10 protein-coding genes are annotated in these 18,659 nt (G+C 46.1%); 4 read left to right on the forward strand and 6 right to left on the reverse strand.

The window, feature by feature from the left end; translation table 11 throughout:
• Nucleotides 1-12: 12 nt before the first annotated feature.
• Nucleotides 13-3,075, reverse strand: a complete 3,063-nt coding sequence (locus BUR42_RS01985) for a SusC/RagA family TonB-linked outer membrane protein (RefSeq protein WP_074237491.1) — start codon at nt 3,073-3,075, stop codon at nt 13-15.
• A 15-nt stretch (nt 3,076-3,090) separates the two neighbouring features.
• Nucleotides 3,091-4,410 carry an IPT/TIG domain-containing protein gene (locus tag BUR42_RS01990; protein ID WP_074237492.1) on the reverse strand — a complete coding sequence of 440 codons (1,320 nt, stop codon included), beginning with the start codon at nt 4,408-4,410 and terminating at the stop codon, nt 3,091-3,093.
• A 282-nt stretch (nt 4,411-4,692) separates the two neighbouring features.
• Here BUR42_RS01990 and BUR42_RS01995 point away from each other — a divergent pair, with 282 nt between their 5' ends.
• Entirely contained in the window at nt 4,693-7,782 is a 3,090-nt protein-coding gene (locus tag BUR42_RS01995; RefSeq protein WP_074237493.1) for a ligand-binding sensor domain-containing protein, read from the forward strand.
• On the opposite strand, the gene BUR42_RS02000 is transcribed toward BUR42_RS01995, so the two are convergent.
• From BUR42_RS02000 to BUR42_RS02010, 3 genes are read right to left on the reverse strand one after another with little or no spacing between them, the layout of a single operon-like run.
• Nucleotides 7,764-8,567, reverse strand: a complete 804-nt coding sequence (locus BUR42_RS02000) for a response regulator (protein ID WP_074237494.1) — start codon at nt 8,565-8,567, stop codon at nt 7,764-7,766. The two genes, BUR42_RS01995 and BUR42_RS02000, sit on opposite strands and share 19 nt — an antisense overlap.
• Nucleotides 8,568-8,614: 47 nt before the next feature.
• Nucleotides 8,615-10,885 carry a GH92 family glycosyl hydrolase gene (locus BUR42_RS02005; RefSeq protein WP_074237495.1) on the reverse strand — a complete coding sequence of 757 codons (2,271 nt, stop codon included), beginning with the start codon at nt 10,883-10,885 and terminating at the stop codon, nt 8,615-8,617.
• 19 nt (nt 10,886-10,904) lie between these two features.
• Complete coding sequence (locus tag BUR42_RS02010) at nt 10,905-13,376, reverse strand: glutaminase family protein (RefSeq protein WP_234979590.1); 2,472 nt, start codon at nt 13,374-13,376, stop codon at nt 10,905-10,907.
• A 302-nt stretch (nt 13,377-13,678) separates the two neighbouring features.
• On the opposite strand from BUR42_RS02010, the gene BUR42_RS02015 reads away from it, so the two are divergent.
• The 3 genes from BUR42_RS02015 to BUR42_RS02020 all read left to right on the forward strand — a co-directional run bounded on the left by BUR42_RS02015 (nt 13,679) and on the right by BUR42_RS02020 (nt 17,223).
• Nucleotides 13,679-15,271 carry a vitamin K epoxide reductase family protein gene (locus BUR42_RS02015; protein WP_074237497.1) on the forward strand — a complete coding sequence of 531 codons (1,593 nt, stop codon included), beginning with the start codon at nt 13,679-13,681 and terminating at the stop codon, nt 15,269-15,271.
• 86 nt (nt 15,272-15,357) lie between these two features.
• Nucleotides 15,358-15,540 (forward strand): hypothetical protein, encoded by a 183-nt coding sequence (locus BUR42_RS29490; RefSeq protein WP_143197305.1) that lies wholly within the window; start codon nt 15,358-15,360, stop codon nt 15,538-15,540.
• A 240-nt stretch (nt 15,541-15,780) separates the two neighbouring features.
• The gene (locus BUR42_RS02020) at nt 15,781-17,223 is read left to right on the forward strand and encodes a family 43 glycosylhydrolase (RefSeq protein WP_074240387.1); all 1,443 of its coding nucleotides are present in this window, start codon (nt 15,781-15,783) and stop codon (nt 17,221-17,223) included.
• Between the two features lie 50 nt (nt 17,224-17,273).
• Here BUR42_RS02020 and BUR42_RS02025 read toward each other — a convergent pair whose 3' ends face one another.
• Nucleotides 17,274-18,593, reverse strand: coding sequence for an amidohydrolase (locus BUR42_RS02025; RefSeq protein ID WP_074237498.1), 1,320 nt, complete (start codon nt 18,591-18,593; stop codon nt 17,274-17,276).
• Nucleotides 18,594-18,659: the final 66 nt, after the last annotated feature.

Consider the following 18,659-nt stretch of genomic DNA (forward strand, 5'->3'; position numbering starts at 1 on the left):
AATTTCCATTGTTTAAAAATTGATAGTAAGTCCGCCCGTAACGGTTTTGGCTAATGGATAACTCATACCGTTGCCACTGGCCAGTTCCGGATCCCAGAGCTTCAGGTGGTCCCACACCATGAGGTTTTGCCCCATGAGATAGAACCGGGCACTATTGATATGTGCCCACCTGGTGATCCGCTGGGGCACAGTATAACCCAGTTCAATATTTTTTAAACGCAGATAAGCACCATTGCGTAACCAGTAAGTGGATGGCCGGTAGTTATTGGCATTACCACCATAGCTGAGCCTGGGATATTTTGCATTGGGGTTCTCTGTGGCAGGATCGCCGGAGAGTTCTTTTTCTATCCACCTGTTGCCAGGCACGGCCACATCTGTGAGGATGTTGCCCCAGGCCCCTTCTACAAAGGGATATACGCTGGGGCCGTCAATGAAATAGGATGATTTTCCTGCTCCCTGGAAGTGCACATTGAAATCTATACCTTTCCATCTCAGGGACATGCCTACGCCGTAGATCAGGCTGGGGATCCGGGATGCACCGATCGGAACAATATCGTCATCGTTGATAAGGCCGTCCCCATTTACATCCTTGTACTTTACATCTCCCGGCTGATAGGCGCCATACATCTGTTTGGGGCTGTTCTTAATATCTTCATAATCCCTGAATAAGCCCTGCGCGATCAAACCTCTTGCCTGATTGAGCCTGAACCCCTGCGTCATTCTATAAGGCAGGTTATTCGCTTCTTCATCAAATGCAATCACCTTGTTCTTAAAATAGGTGATATTACCTCTCATGGTGATGTCAATGGCCCTGATCTTTTTGTTCACATTGAACTGCGCATCAAAGCCCTGGTTTTCCATCACGCCCACGTTTGCCCATGGTTGACTTACAATGCCCACCATGGCAGGTAAATGGGACCTTTGTTTATAGATCTTTTCTCTTTTTTCTTTAAACAGGTCGATGGTGACAGAGAATAAGTTCTTATAGAGGTTCATTTCAATACCAAGGTCCTGTTTGCGGGCTACCTCCCAGGTGAGCTGCTCAGAGGCCACCTGCTGGTAATACAAGCCGGGGAAAGCATTGGGACTGATGCTCTCGCCAAAATTATAGCCATCTCCTGCACCTATAGTACTCAGGTAAGAAAAGCGGCCGCCAAAATTGTCGTTTCCTACTTCCCCATAGGAGTAGCGAACCTTGAGGAAGTCCAGCCAGTCGTAATTATCTTTAAAGAATTTCTCTTCGGAGATATTCCAGGCAGCAGAAACGGCGGGGAAGAATCCAAACTGATGACCGGGTTTGAAATTCTCCGAACCGGTATAACCGAAGTTGAATTCAGCGAGGTAGCGGTTATCGTATCCATACATCAAACGGCCTGATACCGACTGGTTCCTGCGGGGAATACCGTTCACGATATCTGTTCCCAGGTTCACTGTCTGCCTTTGTTCGCGCTGGAAGTATTTGGCGAGCCCTTCGATCCTGTGTTTCTGAAATCCACGGCTATATCTCAGTTCCAGCTCATAAACAGAAACCCGTTCGCCGGCTGCGCTGGTTTCCTGGAACATTAATGATTCCGGGGAAATACGATGCATGATGAGGTTCCCATTCCGGTCCCTTCTTTTTTCTACATTATATTGCTCCGGCCATTTTTTTCTGCTGATATTGTTTTCGTTATTGGCGTCAAATGCAAGACGGCCGGTAGCTCTCAATCCTTTGGTGATAAAATCCAGGTTCTGATCTATCACAAAATTTGTTTCTGCTTTGTTCCGCCAGTATTCCCTGTAACCGGTTTGTGTAGCCAGTACCCAGGGATTTGTTTTATTGCCGGTACCATAGGCAGGTACAAGCCCGTTGGAATAAGATTTTGGAATGGATACGGGAGACTGACCTACCAGGGAATACCAGATATCATCTTTTAAACCGGGGTAATTTTTCTTTTCCAGGAAACCCGCAACACCAATCCGGAACAAAGTAGTTTTAGTAACATCCAGGTCCAGGTTGATCCTGTAATTCCAGCGGGAAAGGTTGGCATTGGTTTTATATTCCCTCAGGGAAGCATCTGATTTATACAATCCACCTTCGTCCACATAACTACCGGAAACATAGAACCTGGCAATGGTAGCACCGCCATTGATATTCAATGCGGCCCTGTTGATGTTTGCACCGCTTTTCAGCATTTCATCCTGCCAGTTCACATTGGGATACAGATCGGGGTCAAGCCCAAGACGCAGGATCTCCAGCTCATTGGCGGTATACACCGGTTCCTGGTTCCTTGTTATTTTGGCTTCATTGACTAAAGCGGCGTAAGCATTCCCATCTACAAATTTGGGTGTACGGGTTCGTGTACTATAGGTGTGTTCTACCTTTCCGTCTATATTTATTTTACCCGTTTTTCCTTTTTTAGTGGTGATCAGTATAACGCCGTTTGCGCCTCTTGAACCATATATGGCGGTGGCAGAAGCGTCTTTTAATACAGAGAACGATTCTATATCCTCGATATTTATTTCGTTGAAGGGACGCTCAAAACCATCTACCATTACCATGGCGGCACTGTTAGCTCCGAAGGTGGAAATACCCCTTATCCAGAATTCAGATTGGTTACTGCCCGGCTCGCCGCTACGCTGCATGGCAATTACACCTGCCACGTTACCTGCCAGTGCATTGGTAATATTAGCCCCTGCTGTTCGCAGGTCCTTGGGGTTTACGGTTGTGATGGCCCCGGTTACGGTCACCTTTTTCTGAGGCCCTGCTGCAGTGATCACCACCTGTTCCAGGGCATTGGTGTTGGCGGACTTCATCACTACATTCACCACACGGTTTTCCCGTATGGCTACCTCCGTGGTAACATAGCCTACAAAGGAGAATATCAGCGTGTGAAAAGGTTCTACAGTGATCTTGTATCTTCCTTTCTCGTCCGTCATGGTGCCAAGCCCCACTCTGTCCTTCACCACAACATTGGCGAAGGGTAAGGGAAGGTTATTTGTATCGCTTACGATACCGGTGACTTCTACTGTTTGTTGTGATAATGCCCTGGTTGAAATAGCAATGAAGATCAGGGATAGGTAAAAAATTCTCATTAGAAGACAATTAATTTATTCAACGGAGATTGTTCTGATCCTGCGGTTCTTTTGGTCTGCTACATAAAAAGTAGCGGCAGCCTCATCATAAGCGATACCCTGAGGCCTGTCGAACTGCGCCTTTCGCAAGGGGCCGTCTGCATATCCGTATTCACGGGGTCTGCCGGCAAAAGTGCTTACCACACCTTCCGGTGTTATTTTCCGGATGCAGTGGTTCATTACATCCGCCAGGTAGAAATTATTGTTCTTATCAAAGGTGCCCTGCTGGGGATGATCAAAACGGGCATCCGCTCCAACGCCATCGCGGTGAGCGTGCTGCCCTCTGCCTCCGGCAAAATGCACCGGGGCATCCAGCATGCCGGTTTCCCTGTTGTACTTGGTTCTCAGCACATAGCTTTGGTTCACTACAACGATGTAAGCAAAGTCGCCGCTGGGTGCAAACTGGATATTAAACTCCCAGTTCACATCATCTACCCGGTACATTAACCTGGAAGATTTTGTGGTACGGTCCCATTTAAACATCTCACCTTTTGCATAGGAATTGAAAAAGAAATCTCCTGTTTTAGGATTGGCATCCCCTCCGTTTGTTGTCTGGGAAAAGATGAGCGAGTTCCACCTTGTAAAGCCGGATTCAGGCGTGAGGATGGCTGTGCTCAATCCCCGCTCATCCCATTGGTCGTTGGTGACATAGAGGGTGTCAAAAGTAGGATTAAAGGCCAGTGTTCTGGGCCTGTCCAGCCCGTTCCCGGTCCTGAACAGGGTTTTTACCATGGTGCGTGCGGAATCGATAAATCTTAAGCCCCGGTATTCTTCCAGCAGGTAAAGATTTTTATGCTGATCAAAAACAAGCCAGTAAGGTTCTTCAAACTGTGCTTTCTTAATATCGCCATCCACTATCGCGGTTTTCCCGTCTTTGTCCGTAAAGCCCGCCAGCGTACCTACTACCGGGTTAAAAAGATAATTGAAGTGAGTGGTAGACGTCACTTCTTTCATGGCAGCGTCTGCACCAACTTTTACCTTTACCGGTCCCTCGCCTGCCTGGGAGGGGATCAGCACAAAAATGGTGTTGTTCTTTACCCCCACAACCGGTGCCGGTACATCATTGATAAATACCTTTACGATAGCGGGATCACTGCCAAAGTTCTCACCATAAATGATCATCTGCGTACCTACTCCTCCGCTATCAGGAGTGAACCTTTGCAGTGTCAGTGGTTTAGAGGGATCATACCTGGGAGTGGTATCAGGCTGTTTGCTCTTGGAACAGGCAAATAATAACAGGGCGCCACAGACGGCAATGGGAATGCTTCTCCGAAGCAACTTCAGGATTTTAATCATAACGTATTGTGCTTTTAATTACTCAAAGCATTTTTGATCTTTGAAATGTTACAGCAATTTTTGGACGTGGATAAGGTGGATTTTGGTAGTGATCCGGCATCTTCACAGGTATTCAGCCAATACCGGATCTTTAAAAGTAAATGTACAGGTTGCCGGAATCTGCATGCCGCTATTTCGAATCAAAAAAGATTTATATTGTATCATTCTTTCCCACGGTATGAAAAACGGGCAAAACCTGTCTTAATTTAAATTATTGATAATCAGGAGTTCCCTTTCCACCTTATGCAAAAACGTTTTATTTGCACCCTCATCATATTGTTCCTGCTTGCTGAGAGCAGTGCGCAGCCCATTTATTTCAGGCATTATGAGGTAGAGAACGGACTGTCCAATAATTCTGTGATCACCTCTTTGCAGGACAAGGATGGTTTTATGTGGTTTGGTACAGGGGATGGGTTAAACAGGTTTAATGGTTATAACTTCAAGATCTTCAGGATAGGGGAGGATAAGTCTAACAACCCGATCTTTCATTTGTACCAGGATGCCGTGGGAACATTATGGGTAGCTACACTTAAAGGCCTGTTCTATTTTAATTCGGAAACCGGGGCATTCACAAAACTGGAGCATACGAAAGGGCAGCTCGTAAGGGTCATACATGGGGATGCGCATAACAATATCTGGTTTGTTGAAGGAACTGTACTGTACAGGTATCATATCAAAACAAAACATATTGATGCTTATCAGTCACCGGCACTGCAGAATATAACCACCTTATATAAATCCTCAGATGGTACCCTGTGGCTGGGTTGTGCTAATGGCGTTCTGGCCAGGTATGATGCAGCACATAATGACTTTGTTTATTACACCTCGGATAAAGTAGTGCGCACAGCCAATACTATTGAAACAATATGCGAAGACAAAGAGAATGGATCGCTGCTGATCGGCACCTCGCAAACAGGGTTGCTCAAATTCAGTATGCGCGATCAGCAATGGAAGTCAATAGTACTGTCTCCTGCAAAGAGCGCAAGCCTGTTTGTAAGAAGCCTGCTGAAAGTGAATGATACTGATTACTGGATAGGTACAGAATCAGGACTGTACATTCTGAATAGCCGCAGCAACAGTATACAGCATATTTGCAAAGTTCCGCATGATCAATATTCCCTGACGGACAATGCTATTTATTCTATCTGTAAAGACAAGGAGGGAGGGATCTGGATCGGCACCTTTTTTGGCGGCATCAACTATTATGCACATCATGCCATCGCCTTCGAAAAGTTCTTTCCCACATCTGCTTCAAATTCCATAGAAGGGAATGTAGTACGTGAAATGGTGCAGGATAAATACGGGAAGATCTGGGTGGGTTCTGAAGATAAGGGGATTGCCGCCTTTGATCCTGAAGAAAGGAGCTTTGTTAATTATAGTAGTCCCGGCAATATACACGGGCTTTTAGCCGATAACGATCATCTCTATATCGGCACTTTCAAAGATGGCTTGTATGTTCTTGATCTGAAAACAAACAGGATCGTACGGCATTACGCGGCGTATACTAATAACGGGCTAAACAGTAACTACATCAATATCCTGTATAAAACTGCAGCCGGTGCTATTATTGTATGTACCTCCAATGGCGTGTACAACTTTGATAGAACAAGCGGGCAGTTCTATCATATACAGGGGCTGGTAAGGGAGGAGTTCTATTCAGCGATCACCCAGGACAGTAAAGGACGTATCTGGCTGGGCACACACAGCAATGGCATTTATTATATTGATGCAAGCCAAAAGGCGCGAAAATTATCTGTGCGGGTAAACGGCTATTATCCATTTGATAACAACAAGATCTTAAACTTCCTGGAGGATGGGGATGATCACCTCTGGATCTGCACGGAATCCGGCCTTTTCAGAATGAACCTCAGTAATTATGCCGTTGAAGTTTATAATACACAGTCCGGTATGCCCAGTAATATTGTTTACTGTACTGTGCAGGATGACCGTAGCAATATCTGGGCATCCACATCCATGGGCCTGGCTTATATAGATCTGAAAACCGGGCAGATAAAAACATTTAAACAAAGCGATGGATTGCTCAGTGATCAATTCAATCACCGCTCCTCCTTTAAAGATAAGGAAGGTAATATCTATTTTGGTTGCCTGAAAGGTCTTGTAAGATTTAATCCGCGCGACCTTACTACTGTTGATTATACACCTCCCATCTACCTCACACAGCTGGAGGTGTTCAATAAAGATGCTACTGTTAACTCCCGGCATCTGTTCTATGATTACCCTTTCCTGCATGAGGATAATATCCGGCTGCCCTATAATAATTCAACTTTCAGCCTTGATTTTGTAGCGCTTAGTTTTACGGCACCGGATAACATCAGGTACGCTTATATGTTGGATGGAATTGACGAAAACTGGAACTTTACAGATAAGAATAAGGTCATTCATTTTAATAATCTGTCTCCCGGGAACTACACTATTAAAGTAAGATCAACTAACAGCAGCGGTATATGGGCGTCCAACGAAACCTCTTTTAAGATAAACATCACCCCTCCGTTCTGGAAAACCGGTGTGGCCTATTTTATCTATACACTGGCCATTATTGCCATTGTTTATTTTGCAACGAAATATTATAGTAACCGCTATAAAGAAAAGCAGCTCCGCATGATGGAGATCTTTACTTTGAATAAGGAGAAGGAACTGTACCAGGCGAAAATTGATTTCTTTACCAAAGTAGCGCATGAGATAAAAACACCGCTTACGCTGATAAAAATGCCGATGAGTAAGATCCTTAAAAACGTGGAATCCATTCCCGGTATGAAACATGAGGTAATGGTGATGAATAAGAATACAGACCGGTTGCTGACCTTAACCAATCAGCTGCTGGATTTCAGGATGGTAGAATCGGGGAATTATTTTTTACACCTTAATGCCAGGAATATTGTTCCTGTTATTGAAGAGGTGCATAGCAGTTTTCAGCCAGCCATCAATAAGAAAAAACACGCCTGGGATCTGGTCATCAAAGATCCTGTACTCATTTGTAATATAGATGAGGATGGGGTAATGAAAATTGTGAGTAACCTGATAGATAATGCTATCAAGTATTGTCATTCCCGGATCACATTAACCGTTCAATCATCAGGAGAGCATGCTGTTCTGCGTATAACAAACGATGGGGACATTATTCCGGAAGAGGAAAGAGCGTATATTTTTGAACCTTTTTACAGGTCTGGTAACACCATGACTGCCGGGACCGGTATAGGGCTGTCATTGGCAAAATCCATTGCATTGCTGCATAATAGTAGTTTGGAATATAGCGTGGAAGGAGGATTAAATACTTTTACCCTGGTTATGCCTCTTTACAAAGAAGACTTCTGATAAGCTTTATCAATATACTCAGAAGGAGACATTTTAAAATACTTATAAAAATTCCGCCTGAACTGCCCTGCGGAATTGTAGCCCGCTTCTTCTGCCAGCTCATTAACCCTGTGATTGCCGGAATGGATCAGGTCAGCCGCTTTCTTTAAACGGGTGAGGTTGATGATATCGTGGGGAGACAGGTCGGATATGGATCTTATCTTCCGGTAAAGGGTGGGTTTGCTCATGTTCATGAGTACACTCAGCCGCTCCACATCCAGCTGTGTTTCATCCAGGTGAGTAAGGATGGTGTTTACGAGCCGCTCCAGGAACGCCTCATCCATTTGCGTATGGGCAATGCTGTTGATATGTACATGCGGCAGCTGGGCATAACATTGTTTGAGCTTGAGCCTGCTGGCCAGCAGGTTCTCTATCTGGGCATATAAATGATCTAAGGAAAAAGGTTTTTCTATATAGGCATCAGCTCCTGCTTTCAATCCCTGTATGCGGGCCTGTAAGGTGTTTTTTGCTGTTAGCAGGATAACGGGGATGTGGCTGAGTTCTAAGGTAAGTTTGATCTTCTCACATAATTCAAAACCATCCAGTTTTGGCATCATCACATCACTGACCACTAACTGGATCATTTCATGTTGTAAGATGGAAAAAGCCTTATCACCGTCTTTGGCAGTGAATATCTGGTAACTCTTTTCCATGTCGTGGGACAGGTATTCGAGAATATCATCGTTATCGTCAACGATGAGAATGCCGGGTTTGGTAGTTTTTAGAATTTGGCCGATCCCTTCCATGGATACAATTTAAAGAATAAAATACATCCCGGCAAGTCTGTCGTCTATCACCTTGATACCGAATAGGGAAGGTCTTCGGGTAGCAGCTTTCTTTGCTGGTCAGGGGTACTTTTCATGTCAAAAGAAAGCGTGCCGCCTGCGTTAATATCCTGGTAAGTGATAAACGTTTTGTTGTAAGGCTTGCCATTCAGCAGCGGACTGTGGGTATATACATTTTCAGCGGAATTACCATTAGCGGTAATGATGAATTTCTTTCCATTTTCCAGTTGTATCGTTATTTTGTTAAACAGCGGGCTTCCCAGTACATACTGGTTGGTGCCGGGGCATACGCTATAGAATCCAAGGGCGCTCAGCACATACCAGGAGGAGGTTTGCCCCTGGTCTTCATCGCCGGGATAGCCATCTTCAGATGCATTGTATAACCTTTTCATCACCTCCCGCACATGGAACTGTGTTTTCCAGGGCTGGCCTCCGTAGTTGTAGAGATATACCATATGCTGGATCGGCTGATTGCCATGTGCGTACTGCCCCATATCGGCCATCACCATTTCCGTCATTTCATGTATCATGCCGCCGTAAGTGCCCACTTTTACCTTGTTCGGTTCTGTGAATACAGCATCCAGTTTAGCGCAGAAAGCCTCATCTCCGCCAAGCATTTTTTTCAGGCCGCTGATATCATGGAACACAGACCATAACCAATGCCAGGCGTTACCTTCTGTATAAGGGCCTCCCCATTCCACAGGATCAAAATCCTTTAGCCAGTTTCCATGCTCATCTTTACCCCGCATAAAACCGGTAGTGCTGTCATAAACGTGGCGGTAGTTCAACATCTTTTGTTCAAAGCCCTGTTTGTATTTTTCCTGCCTGGCGGCTGTAGCCAGTGTATAGGCGCAAAAATCGTCGTAGGCATATTCCAGTGTTTTGGCAGTTGCTTCCCTGTATTTAGGGTAAGGCACGTAGCCTGACTGGTTATATTCCTTATAACCATCCCTTCCGTTTGCAGGACCCCAGGGGCCTTTGTTGTTGGCTTCATGATAATAAGCTTCCAGCGCGGCAGATGGATCAAAGGTGCGGATACCTTTAGCCCAGGCATCGGCCAGCAGCGATATGGCATGATTGCCGATCATACTGCCCTGTTCATTAGGAAAGGACCAGGAAGGCAGCCAGCCGCATTGCTCATTAGCTTTCAGCAGTGCCTGCATGTACCGTCCGTGCATTTGCGGATGGAGCAATGCATTCAATGGGAACTGTGCCCTGAATGTATCCCAGAAACCGGTATCCGTGAACATATAACCTTCATGTACGGTACCATCATAGGGACTGAAGTAATAAGGCTTCCCGTTTTTATCCAGCTCATAGAATTTTCTTGAAAATAAGCTGGCCCTGAAAAAGCAGGAGTAGAAAGTTGCTTTATCTTCTTCCGTGCCACCTTCTACCATGATCCGGGATAAATGTTCGTTCCAGATCTTTTTTGCCACTGCCTTTGTTTGTTCCAGCGTTTTGTGGTTGCCTGATTCCCTGGATAAGTTAAGTTTTGCCTGTTCTTCACTGATATAGGAGGAAGCGGTTTTAACCTGTACGGTAGCACCTTCTTTGAACTGGAGGTATACACCTGTTCCTTTCCCTTCAGCCTGCAGGTTGCCCTCCTGAATGGTACCTCTTGTATTTTCCCAGGTACCGTAACCTGTAAAGGGGGTATCAAATACAATGACAAAATAACTTTTCCATCCCCTCTTAAATCCTCTGCCATTGTTTACAAATCCCGTAACCATTTTTTGTGCGGGGTGGACCTTAACGCCACTCAGGCCGGTATAGCCATCGAGGATGATATTTCCTTTATGACCTTTTGGAAAAGAGAACCGGAGATGGGCACCCCGCTCTGTGGGTGCCATTTCCGTAACGATATCGTTGTTTAGTTTTACGCGGTAATAATAAGGCCGTGCTGTTTCGTTTTCATGCTCAAAAGCAGTGGTCCTGTCTTCTTCGGTCACTGAAAGGCCATCCATAACAGGGAAAAGCGAAAAAACAGCATAGTCATTTGACCAGGAGCTGCATTGATGCGCTTGTTGAAAGCCGCGGATGCTCTTCCTGTGATACTGGTATTTCCACCCGTCTCCATTGCTACCCGTCTGTGGTGTCCAGGTGTGCATACCAAAGGGAAGGGCAGTGGTAGGATAGGTATTCCCCCTTGTTAACTCGTGCCTGGAATTGGTGCCCTGAAGCGTATTCACATAATCTGCAAGCGCAGTTGGCTGTTGACATAGGGCGCTTCCGCCGGCTGCAAGCTGGATAGTTAAAGCTAATAGGATCTTTTGCATGGCAAACTAATATAGGCCATTATTTATTTAGTTTATCATTAAATACTTTCATGAAATAACCTCCCACCACACTTCTTGCCTGAAAGCCCACTTGTTTTCCATTGGTTGTTTCATGCCAGTCGCTGATAGGTACCCTGCTTGATGTTTCTTCAGCATATTTCTGCAGGGGGAGGATGAATTTTTCAAATTCGTTTTCTTTAGCCATCACAGCCGTCCATATGATCCAGTCACTTTTGGTATATGTTTTACGGGAATCCAGCGGGAGACCGTAGGTTTGTTGTTTTGTGAGGTAATAGCTGATCTCTTTTTCAAATACACTTTCCGGGAAGAGACGGAAGTCCAGTACTTTATCCCATACCAGGTTGTATTTCTGGCTCCAGGTATCTTTTTTGTCAAAAGTTAAGCTGAAATGATCTCCGTTGCCGGACATCTTTATCCAGTTCTGCATCATTTCTATGCTGCGGCCAAGATAATATTCTGCCGCTGCTTTATGTCCCAGTTTATCAGCGAGGAAGGCATAGCTGCGTAATGCCATGATGGCTTTGGCGGAAAGGTTTACGTTCCTTGCAAGGTGACCTGCAAAATCATCGGTGCAAAGCTGGTTGGCGGGGTCAAAACCTTCCTTATCCAGGTATTTGGCCCAGGTTGTAAGTACAGGCCAGTGTTGCTTTGCATAATCAGCATTACCTTCTGCTTTTGCGATAGCTGCTGTGAGGATCACCATATTACCTGCTTCTTCCACCGGCATATCTTCGCCGTATACCTGTCCGTTTGCCTGTGGGTATGTTCCAATATCATGCGCGGCAAAAGGTTTGGTCCATTTACCACTTTCGCTGTAATAGAAGATGCCGTTCATCATGCCCTTTTCCAGTTCCGGATTGTATGCGAGGTATAAAGGCGCAGAAGGATAGGTGAGGTCAACGGTACCGATGCATCCGTTACTGAAATTCTCTTTGGATAAGAATAGCAGCTCTTTCTGAGGACTTTCTACCAATCCATGCGCGGCGATACTTTGACGGTAAACCAGTTCGCAGAGTTTAGCATAAGCTTCTCCTCCGGCTTTTCTGGCATCTGTATAGATCGTATCCTGGAATGATTTTGTTTTTTTGATGACGGTGTTGTAGTTGGTTGCGGCTGTATTCATTAAAGCGCTGAAATTTCCCTTGCCGTTCTTATTCCACCAGGGGCGCAGGTTTGTACCGAAGTATTGGATAGCATATACTTCGTCATAACCCAGCAGCATAAATTTCTCTACTGGTTGACTGCCCACCTCTCCAAAGGAAACAACAGTGTTGAGGCTTAAACGTTTTCCGGCTTTTTCGGTTGGACCCTGGTATTTGTTATGTAAGAACTGGCTGATACCGGTTTTCTCATCAGCTGAGATGTATTGCCGGGAATAATCTTTTGATGCACCCACATAAAAGTATCCCCAGTCTATGCGCCTGTCGTCTCCCTTTTTCATTAATATGGGTTGCTCAACTGTTCCTGTTTGCAGCAGTTTTACATTACCTGTGGCACTTGATCTTGCAGTTACCTGCTGCGTAGGCTGATCTACTGCGATGTCAGTGCTGGCTGTTAAGAGAACGGACACCTGGTGTTTATTGCCATCGTTGGATTTTACCTGGTAGGTGATATAAGATATGGGAGTGGCTAACAAAGTGAGGTCTTTTATCAGCAGGGGAGAGGTGAAGGTCAACTCCAGATCTACCTTTCCGCAGCTGAAAAGATACTTTGTTGCCATGGCTTTTATATCAACATCCTTTTGATCTGCTGCTTTGATCATTTTGCTCTCTGCACTTTCTATCTTCCTTACAATGCCTGCGTCCAGGAAACGGCCACCGGCAGTATTGCGTACGTGGAATGCGAGTACGTTTTTGCCTGTTTTCAGGTTAGCTTTCAGTTGTTCCTGCAGGTCAAGGTGGGTATAGTTATTTACCCAGCCTTCTTTATGATAGATCGCTTTACCGTTTAGGTAGATATCGATATTATCGTCGTGATTGATCCGGAGGAAGAGGTTGTTGAAGTTGTTATCGTTCAGGACAAAGGTCCTTCTTACCCAGAGATCATTTGTATTCCAGTAGGTCTTTGCCGTTCTTCTGTCATCTGAAAATGGTGCGCCGCCTGTTTTCCATGCTGCATCATTGAATCCGGGTTCCTGCCAGCCTTGTTCCGGTTTGCTGATTGTATAGGCTACCTCGTAAGGTGTTTCATCTGCTGTGGGCAGTACCGTTGCAAATTCATCGGTTTCTTTTCCGAGGAAGCGGTACCAGGTATCATCTACTTTAATAATGCCGAGCAGGGAGTGGTCTGCTCCGGTCCAGTGTTTGGTAACAGATGCATTCAGCTGATCTGTATTGCTCCAGATGCTGAAGTAAGGAGTATGTGTTATAAGCGGATAGCTGGGTGCTTTTTGTTCCTGTGCAAAAGAAAGCACAGATGAAAGGAAACCACACACGAGAATAATAGCCATTCTGAATCGACGAGCCAACATTTTTGTTCAGTTTTTAATGATTACAAGACGAAGGGCGAATTTCTAAAAAAAAGGGCGTAGAGAGGTAGTCAAAACGTTTCAATATCTGGTCAAATTGCGTCATTTTGAGCTTTTTTCGTAATGTATTTGGCATGGAAGGGCAGAGGTGTTAAGAAAAAAATGGCTTTTTTCACTGCAATATTACTGCAGTGGCGTTTCTTAATTTGAACAAACGTAAAAGATACACATATAGGGAACCCGGAGGATGTACGAATATTAATTGTTGCCGCAGATGAGCGCGGTCTTATTGCAAATTCCACTTTATGAATAAACAGCATCAACTTGTCTTTGAAGACATTGTGCGACGCTGGCTGCGAAGCCTTGGCATTAAAACGCACAGGCAGTTCATTGCCAGAGAGTTGCAAACCCATCCTGATTATCCTACACTGGCCTCACTCACGGACCTTTTAGACAGGGGCGGCATGCGATACTGCGCTACGGAAAGCGAAAGAGCCAGTATCATGGATTTCAACTATCCGCTGCTGGCGCATGTGAACCAGGGAGGCAACGATTACCTGGTGCAGGTAGATAAGCCCGCGGCATTCGAATCCGATGAAAAGCTCCGCAATAACTGGAGTGGCATCGTGGTATTTGCAGAAGAAAAGGCGCAGTGGGAAGTACCGGAAAATACGAAACTGCTGCAGCGGCAACATGCTTTTACCGCTATGGGCATCATCGCCGGCTTGCTGGTACTGGCGGCTGTGGGTTCAGCTTTTAACTTCAGCCTGGGGTTGGCATCATTAACATGGGGCATCCTGGCATTGGCCGGCCTTACCTTCGGCATATTTACCATTACAACAGAGCTGGGCATGCAGATAGGTATTGTGAACGAAGTGTGCAACTCCATCGGTGGGCGGGCGGGGTGTAAAGCGGTACTCAGAAGTAAGCTCGCCAAAGTGTATGGTAGCATTACGGTAGCCGATCTCGCACTTTCCTATTTCCTGGCGCAGTTTGTGTTTTTTGTGGCTGCCGCCTGGTATCCTGCTCTCATGGCCATGCTAATGGTGATAGCAATGCCGCTCATACTGGTAGCGGGTGCGAGCCTGATCATACAGAAATTCAGATTGAAGAGATGGTGTGCCCTCTGCCTGGTTATCGTAGGAGTACTCTGCCTGCAAAGCGTTCTGGCCTTTGCTTTTTTCAGCGATGCTTTTTCCCTGCTTCAACCCCTTACCATCGGATATTTCTTCATGGTGCAAGGCCTGTTTTGCCTTGCCCTTCAGCCGGTCAAAGCATACCTGAAAGACAGTACGGAGAAAGATAATCATGCGCAGGACCTGCTCCAATGGAAACGCGATCCCTTGCTTTTCATTGCCCAGTGGGAACGTATGCAACAGGTAAATACTGCCACAATGCCACATGAGCTGCACTTCGGTAATCCTGATGCGGCACTGGAATTAGTGGTAGCCTGCAACCCTTTCTGCGGGCCCTGCCAGTATGCACATGCGGTGCTTGATGAGATCTGTGAAACCTACAAAGATCAGCTATCTGTGAAAGTGCGCTTCCTGAGCATGGAAGACCGCGCAGAGAACATTACCGAAGCCGTTACGGCCATTTTTCAGTGTGCGCGTGGTTTGCAGTCGCAGGAAGAGGTGGCGCATATGCTATCCGATTGGTTCAGATATATGAACCTGGACAAATGGCGGAAGCGCTGGCAATACAATACTTCGCTGGATGTAAAAGACCAGCTGGTGGCACATCGCAGGTGGATGAACGAGGTCGGCCTCAAGGGTACGCCTACTTTCTATATCAACGGCCGCAGAATGCCGAAGCGTTATGTACTGAAAGACCTCATGCACCTGGTGCCCATTCTTGCGGCTTCAGAGATAGCCCTGCAGCCGCAGGACAATTTGTAACCTGTAACTCCGCATTTATTCGCGCATGCAGACCCTGCGCTGTATGCGCTCATGATATTGGTTATTAAACAAGCCAATTTACACGTATGAAAACGCATCTTTTCAGAACACTCAGCAGAAACAGCCTTCGCGCTGTAAATGGTGGCAGGACCCAACTTAGTGCTTCATGTGGCGACTTCCGTTGCATCGCCGACATTGACTTTGTTGAATGCGCATTGTCAGGGCCTGTTTGCAGTTGCATGATGGATACCTGGTGTAACTTTGAATGATTTGAAACAGCCTGCGTCACCTCCCTGGTGGCGCAGGTTTTTTTAAGTGTGATCGTATCATTGTGGTTTGAAACAATAGTTAGCCCTTTTTACCCTGGTAAAGGTGGTTAAAACGTCTCAATATTTTGTCGAGGTGATTCATTTTGGGGTTCTGTCTCCGTGGGGCCGGGAAACTATTTTATATTTAGTTACAACCCTGGCACTTCTGATTCCACGATCATAAACCCAAAAGTAAACCCAATGAAAAAACAACTATCCACACTGATCATCGCATTAGTTTTTGCAGGATGCGCAGAGAAAGAAACCACACCGGCAGCAGTTTTACCTCCTGGTACTTTAAGAGGTAATGTCAGCCTGCTAAGCGCCATCGGCCTGATGAGCGGGAACCCGGTCCTGCCGGTTGCAACGGCCGATCCTGATATTATTTACGCTAATGGCAGGTATTACATTTACCCCACTGCCAGCGGGCCGAACGCCAGCCAGTTCCATGCCTATTCCTCCACAGATCTGCTGAACTGGACGGATGAAGGTATTGTGCTGGACCTCGCAAATGTAAGCTGGGCACATACGGATGGATGGGCGCCTGCCATAGTAGCACGTAACGGAAATTATTACTTTTATTTTACTGCCGCCAAGAAAGTAGGTGTGGCTGTGAGTACCAGCCCTACCGGCCCTTTTGTGGACAAAGGCAGTGCATTGGCAACGGGTGATGGTACGGATCCCATAGACCCGATGGTATTCATAGATGACGATGGGCAGGCTTACATGTATTGGGGCAATACTACCATGAACATCCAGCGGCTGAATAACGATATGATCTCGCTGACAGGTACGCGGGGGCATAATAAGCCATCTAACTATTTTGAAGCGCCCTACGTGATCAAACGGAACAGTATCTATTACCTGATGTACTCTATCAATCATTTCGGCAATGATGATTACCATGTGGAATATGCCACTTCATCGAATCCAATGGGGCCCTGGACTTACAAAGGACGGATCACTTCTCCGCGGGGCGCTATAAAAGGGCCGGGGCATAATGCGGTGATCCGGAAACCTGGTTGCAGTGATGAGTATTTTTTTGTGTATCACCGGCGTACGAGCACCAACATACATGAACGCCAGGTAGCGATCGACAGGATGTTCTTTGATGCGGCGGGCAATATTGTGCCGGTGAGTATCACTAACTCTGGTGTGGTACAATCGGCAGGCGGAACGCCTTGTTATTCGCCTAATCCCATCGCAAACGGTCAGTATGCGATCAGGTCGAAGTTGAATACCACTTCGGGGGCCGGCCTGTACGTTGATATTGCAGGATGTGCTACCGGGAATGCTGATGTAAGGACCTGGACGCGTACTACCTGCAACGGGCAGAAGTGGAACCTTACGTACCAGGGGAATGGTTTTTATAAGATCATATCAGAACTGCCTACTCATAAGGCATTAGATCTTGATGCCTGCGGGATAGACCGTGGCGCCAATATCCAGGTATGGGATGTTTTCGCGAACGATTGTCAGCAATGGCGTATTGAACCTGCGGGAGGTGGCTGGTACCGCATTATGTCCAAATCAAGTAATAATGTGCTGGATATTGCGGACGGAAGTGTAACGCCGGGTGCGGATATCCGGTCCTGGAACTGGAATGGTTCGGATGCGCAGCTGTGGAAATTTGAGGCGCCGTGATAACGTAATAAAGAGTAGCACCCCGCAGCTCAATTGAGCTGCGGGTATTTTTAATATACGATTTGTCCTTTATTGATCAGGGACCTTACAGGTGAAATCCTTGCAACTGCTTCTGCAGAACAGCTGGCCTCTATCAGCACCAGGTCTGCAGCATCGCCTGCTTTAGGCCATAACTGCAGGCCTTTATCATCAAGCGGGAGTACATTTCCGGTAGCCAGCTTCAGGCTTCTGGATAGCAGGAACTCGGTGGAGTAGCCATATAACTGTGCCATTGTATGGGCTTTTTCCAATACGCTTCCTGATCCGAATGTGCTCCAGTGATCGATAATACTGTCGTTTCCGGTCATCACATTTACATTGTGCTTATAGAGTGTGGGGATAGGCATAATAAGCCCCCCGAATGGAATGGTAGAAACAATACCTATACCTGCGGCACCCAATTGTTCCGCTATCTCTTCCTGTTTTATTTTATCGATCTTTCCCAATACAAAACAATGGCTTAAGAATGTTTTGTGCTGAAGCGCGGGGTTTTCATTTACTTTTTTAATCAGGTATTCTACTGTTTTTAATCCGGACTCTCCGGATTCATGCAGGTGGATATCGATCCCTTTATTGTTGTCCAGTGCCAGTTGTACAGTGAAATCTATTGTTTTTTCTATGGCACCGTCGATAGTGTAGGGATCAAGGCCTCCGATGAAATCGATGTTCATCTTTGCTGCTTCCTTTAAATAGGGAACGGAATCGGTATAGAATACGCCATGCTGTGGGAAAGCTACCAGTTCCGCACCAAAGGAGTTCTTCCTGTTTTCCAGTGCTTTGAGAAGGTTGCTGAGCGATTGCAGTTTTGAAGTAGGTTCAATATTAACATGGCTTCTGGCAAAGTTGGTACCTTTGGACTGCAGTAGCTCAATCAGCTTTTCTGCGCGGTCTGTGGAGGTTTTCAGCATCTCCGGAAGGATCTTCTGTTCCAGGGCAATCATACCCTTAACACCTCCCGGACCTCTTCTGGTAGCCTGCCAGGGCCCGCCATAGAATGTTTTATCGAGGTGAATATGCATGTCCTTAAATGCAGGAAGCATTAGCCAGCCTTTCGCATCAATAGCTCCCGGGGCATTGGGTTTATTAGCGGAAATACTTTTAATCTTTCCGTCTTTTATTGCTACGCAGAATAACCCGGTTTTTGTACGGGATACTTCTCCTTCTTCATATTCAAACCCTGTTTCAAGCCGTACGTTCTTTAACAGGTAGCTTTTTCCGTCGTTGGTTTCTGTTTCGGCAGCGGCCATTAAGCCTGAAGCAAGCGTTACTCCTGCCAGCCCCAATCCGGACATTCTTATAAATTCTTTGCGGGATAATTCGGTTTTCTTCATACTCCCATCATTTTTTACAAAAATAACTTTCATGGCTGGTTATCCCGTGAAGGATTTATGCTATGC

It is taken from the genome of Chitinophaga niabensis (assembly GCF_900129465.1).
Classification (GTDB): Bacteria; Bacteroidota; Bacteroidia; order Chitinophagales; family Chitinophagaceae; genus Chitinophaga; species Chitinophaga niabensis.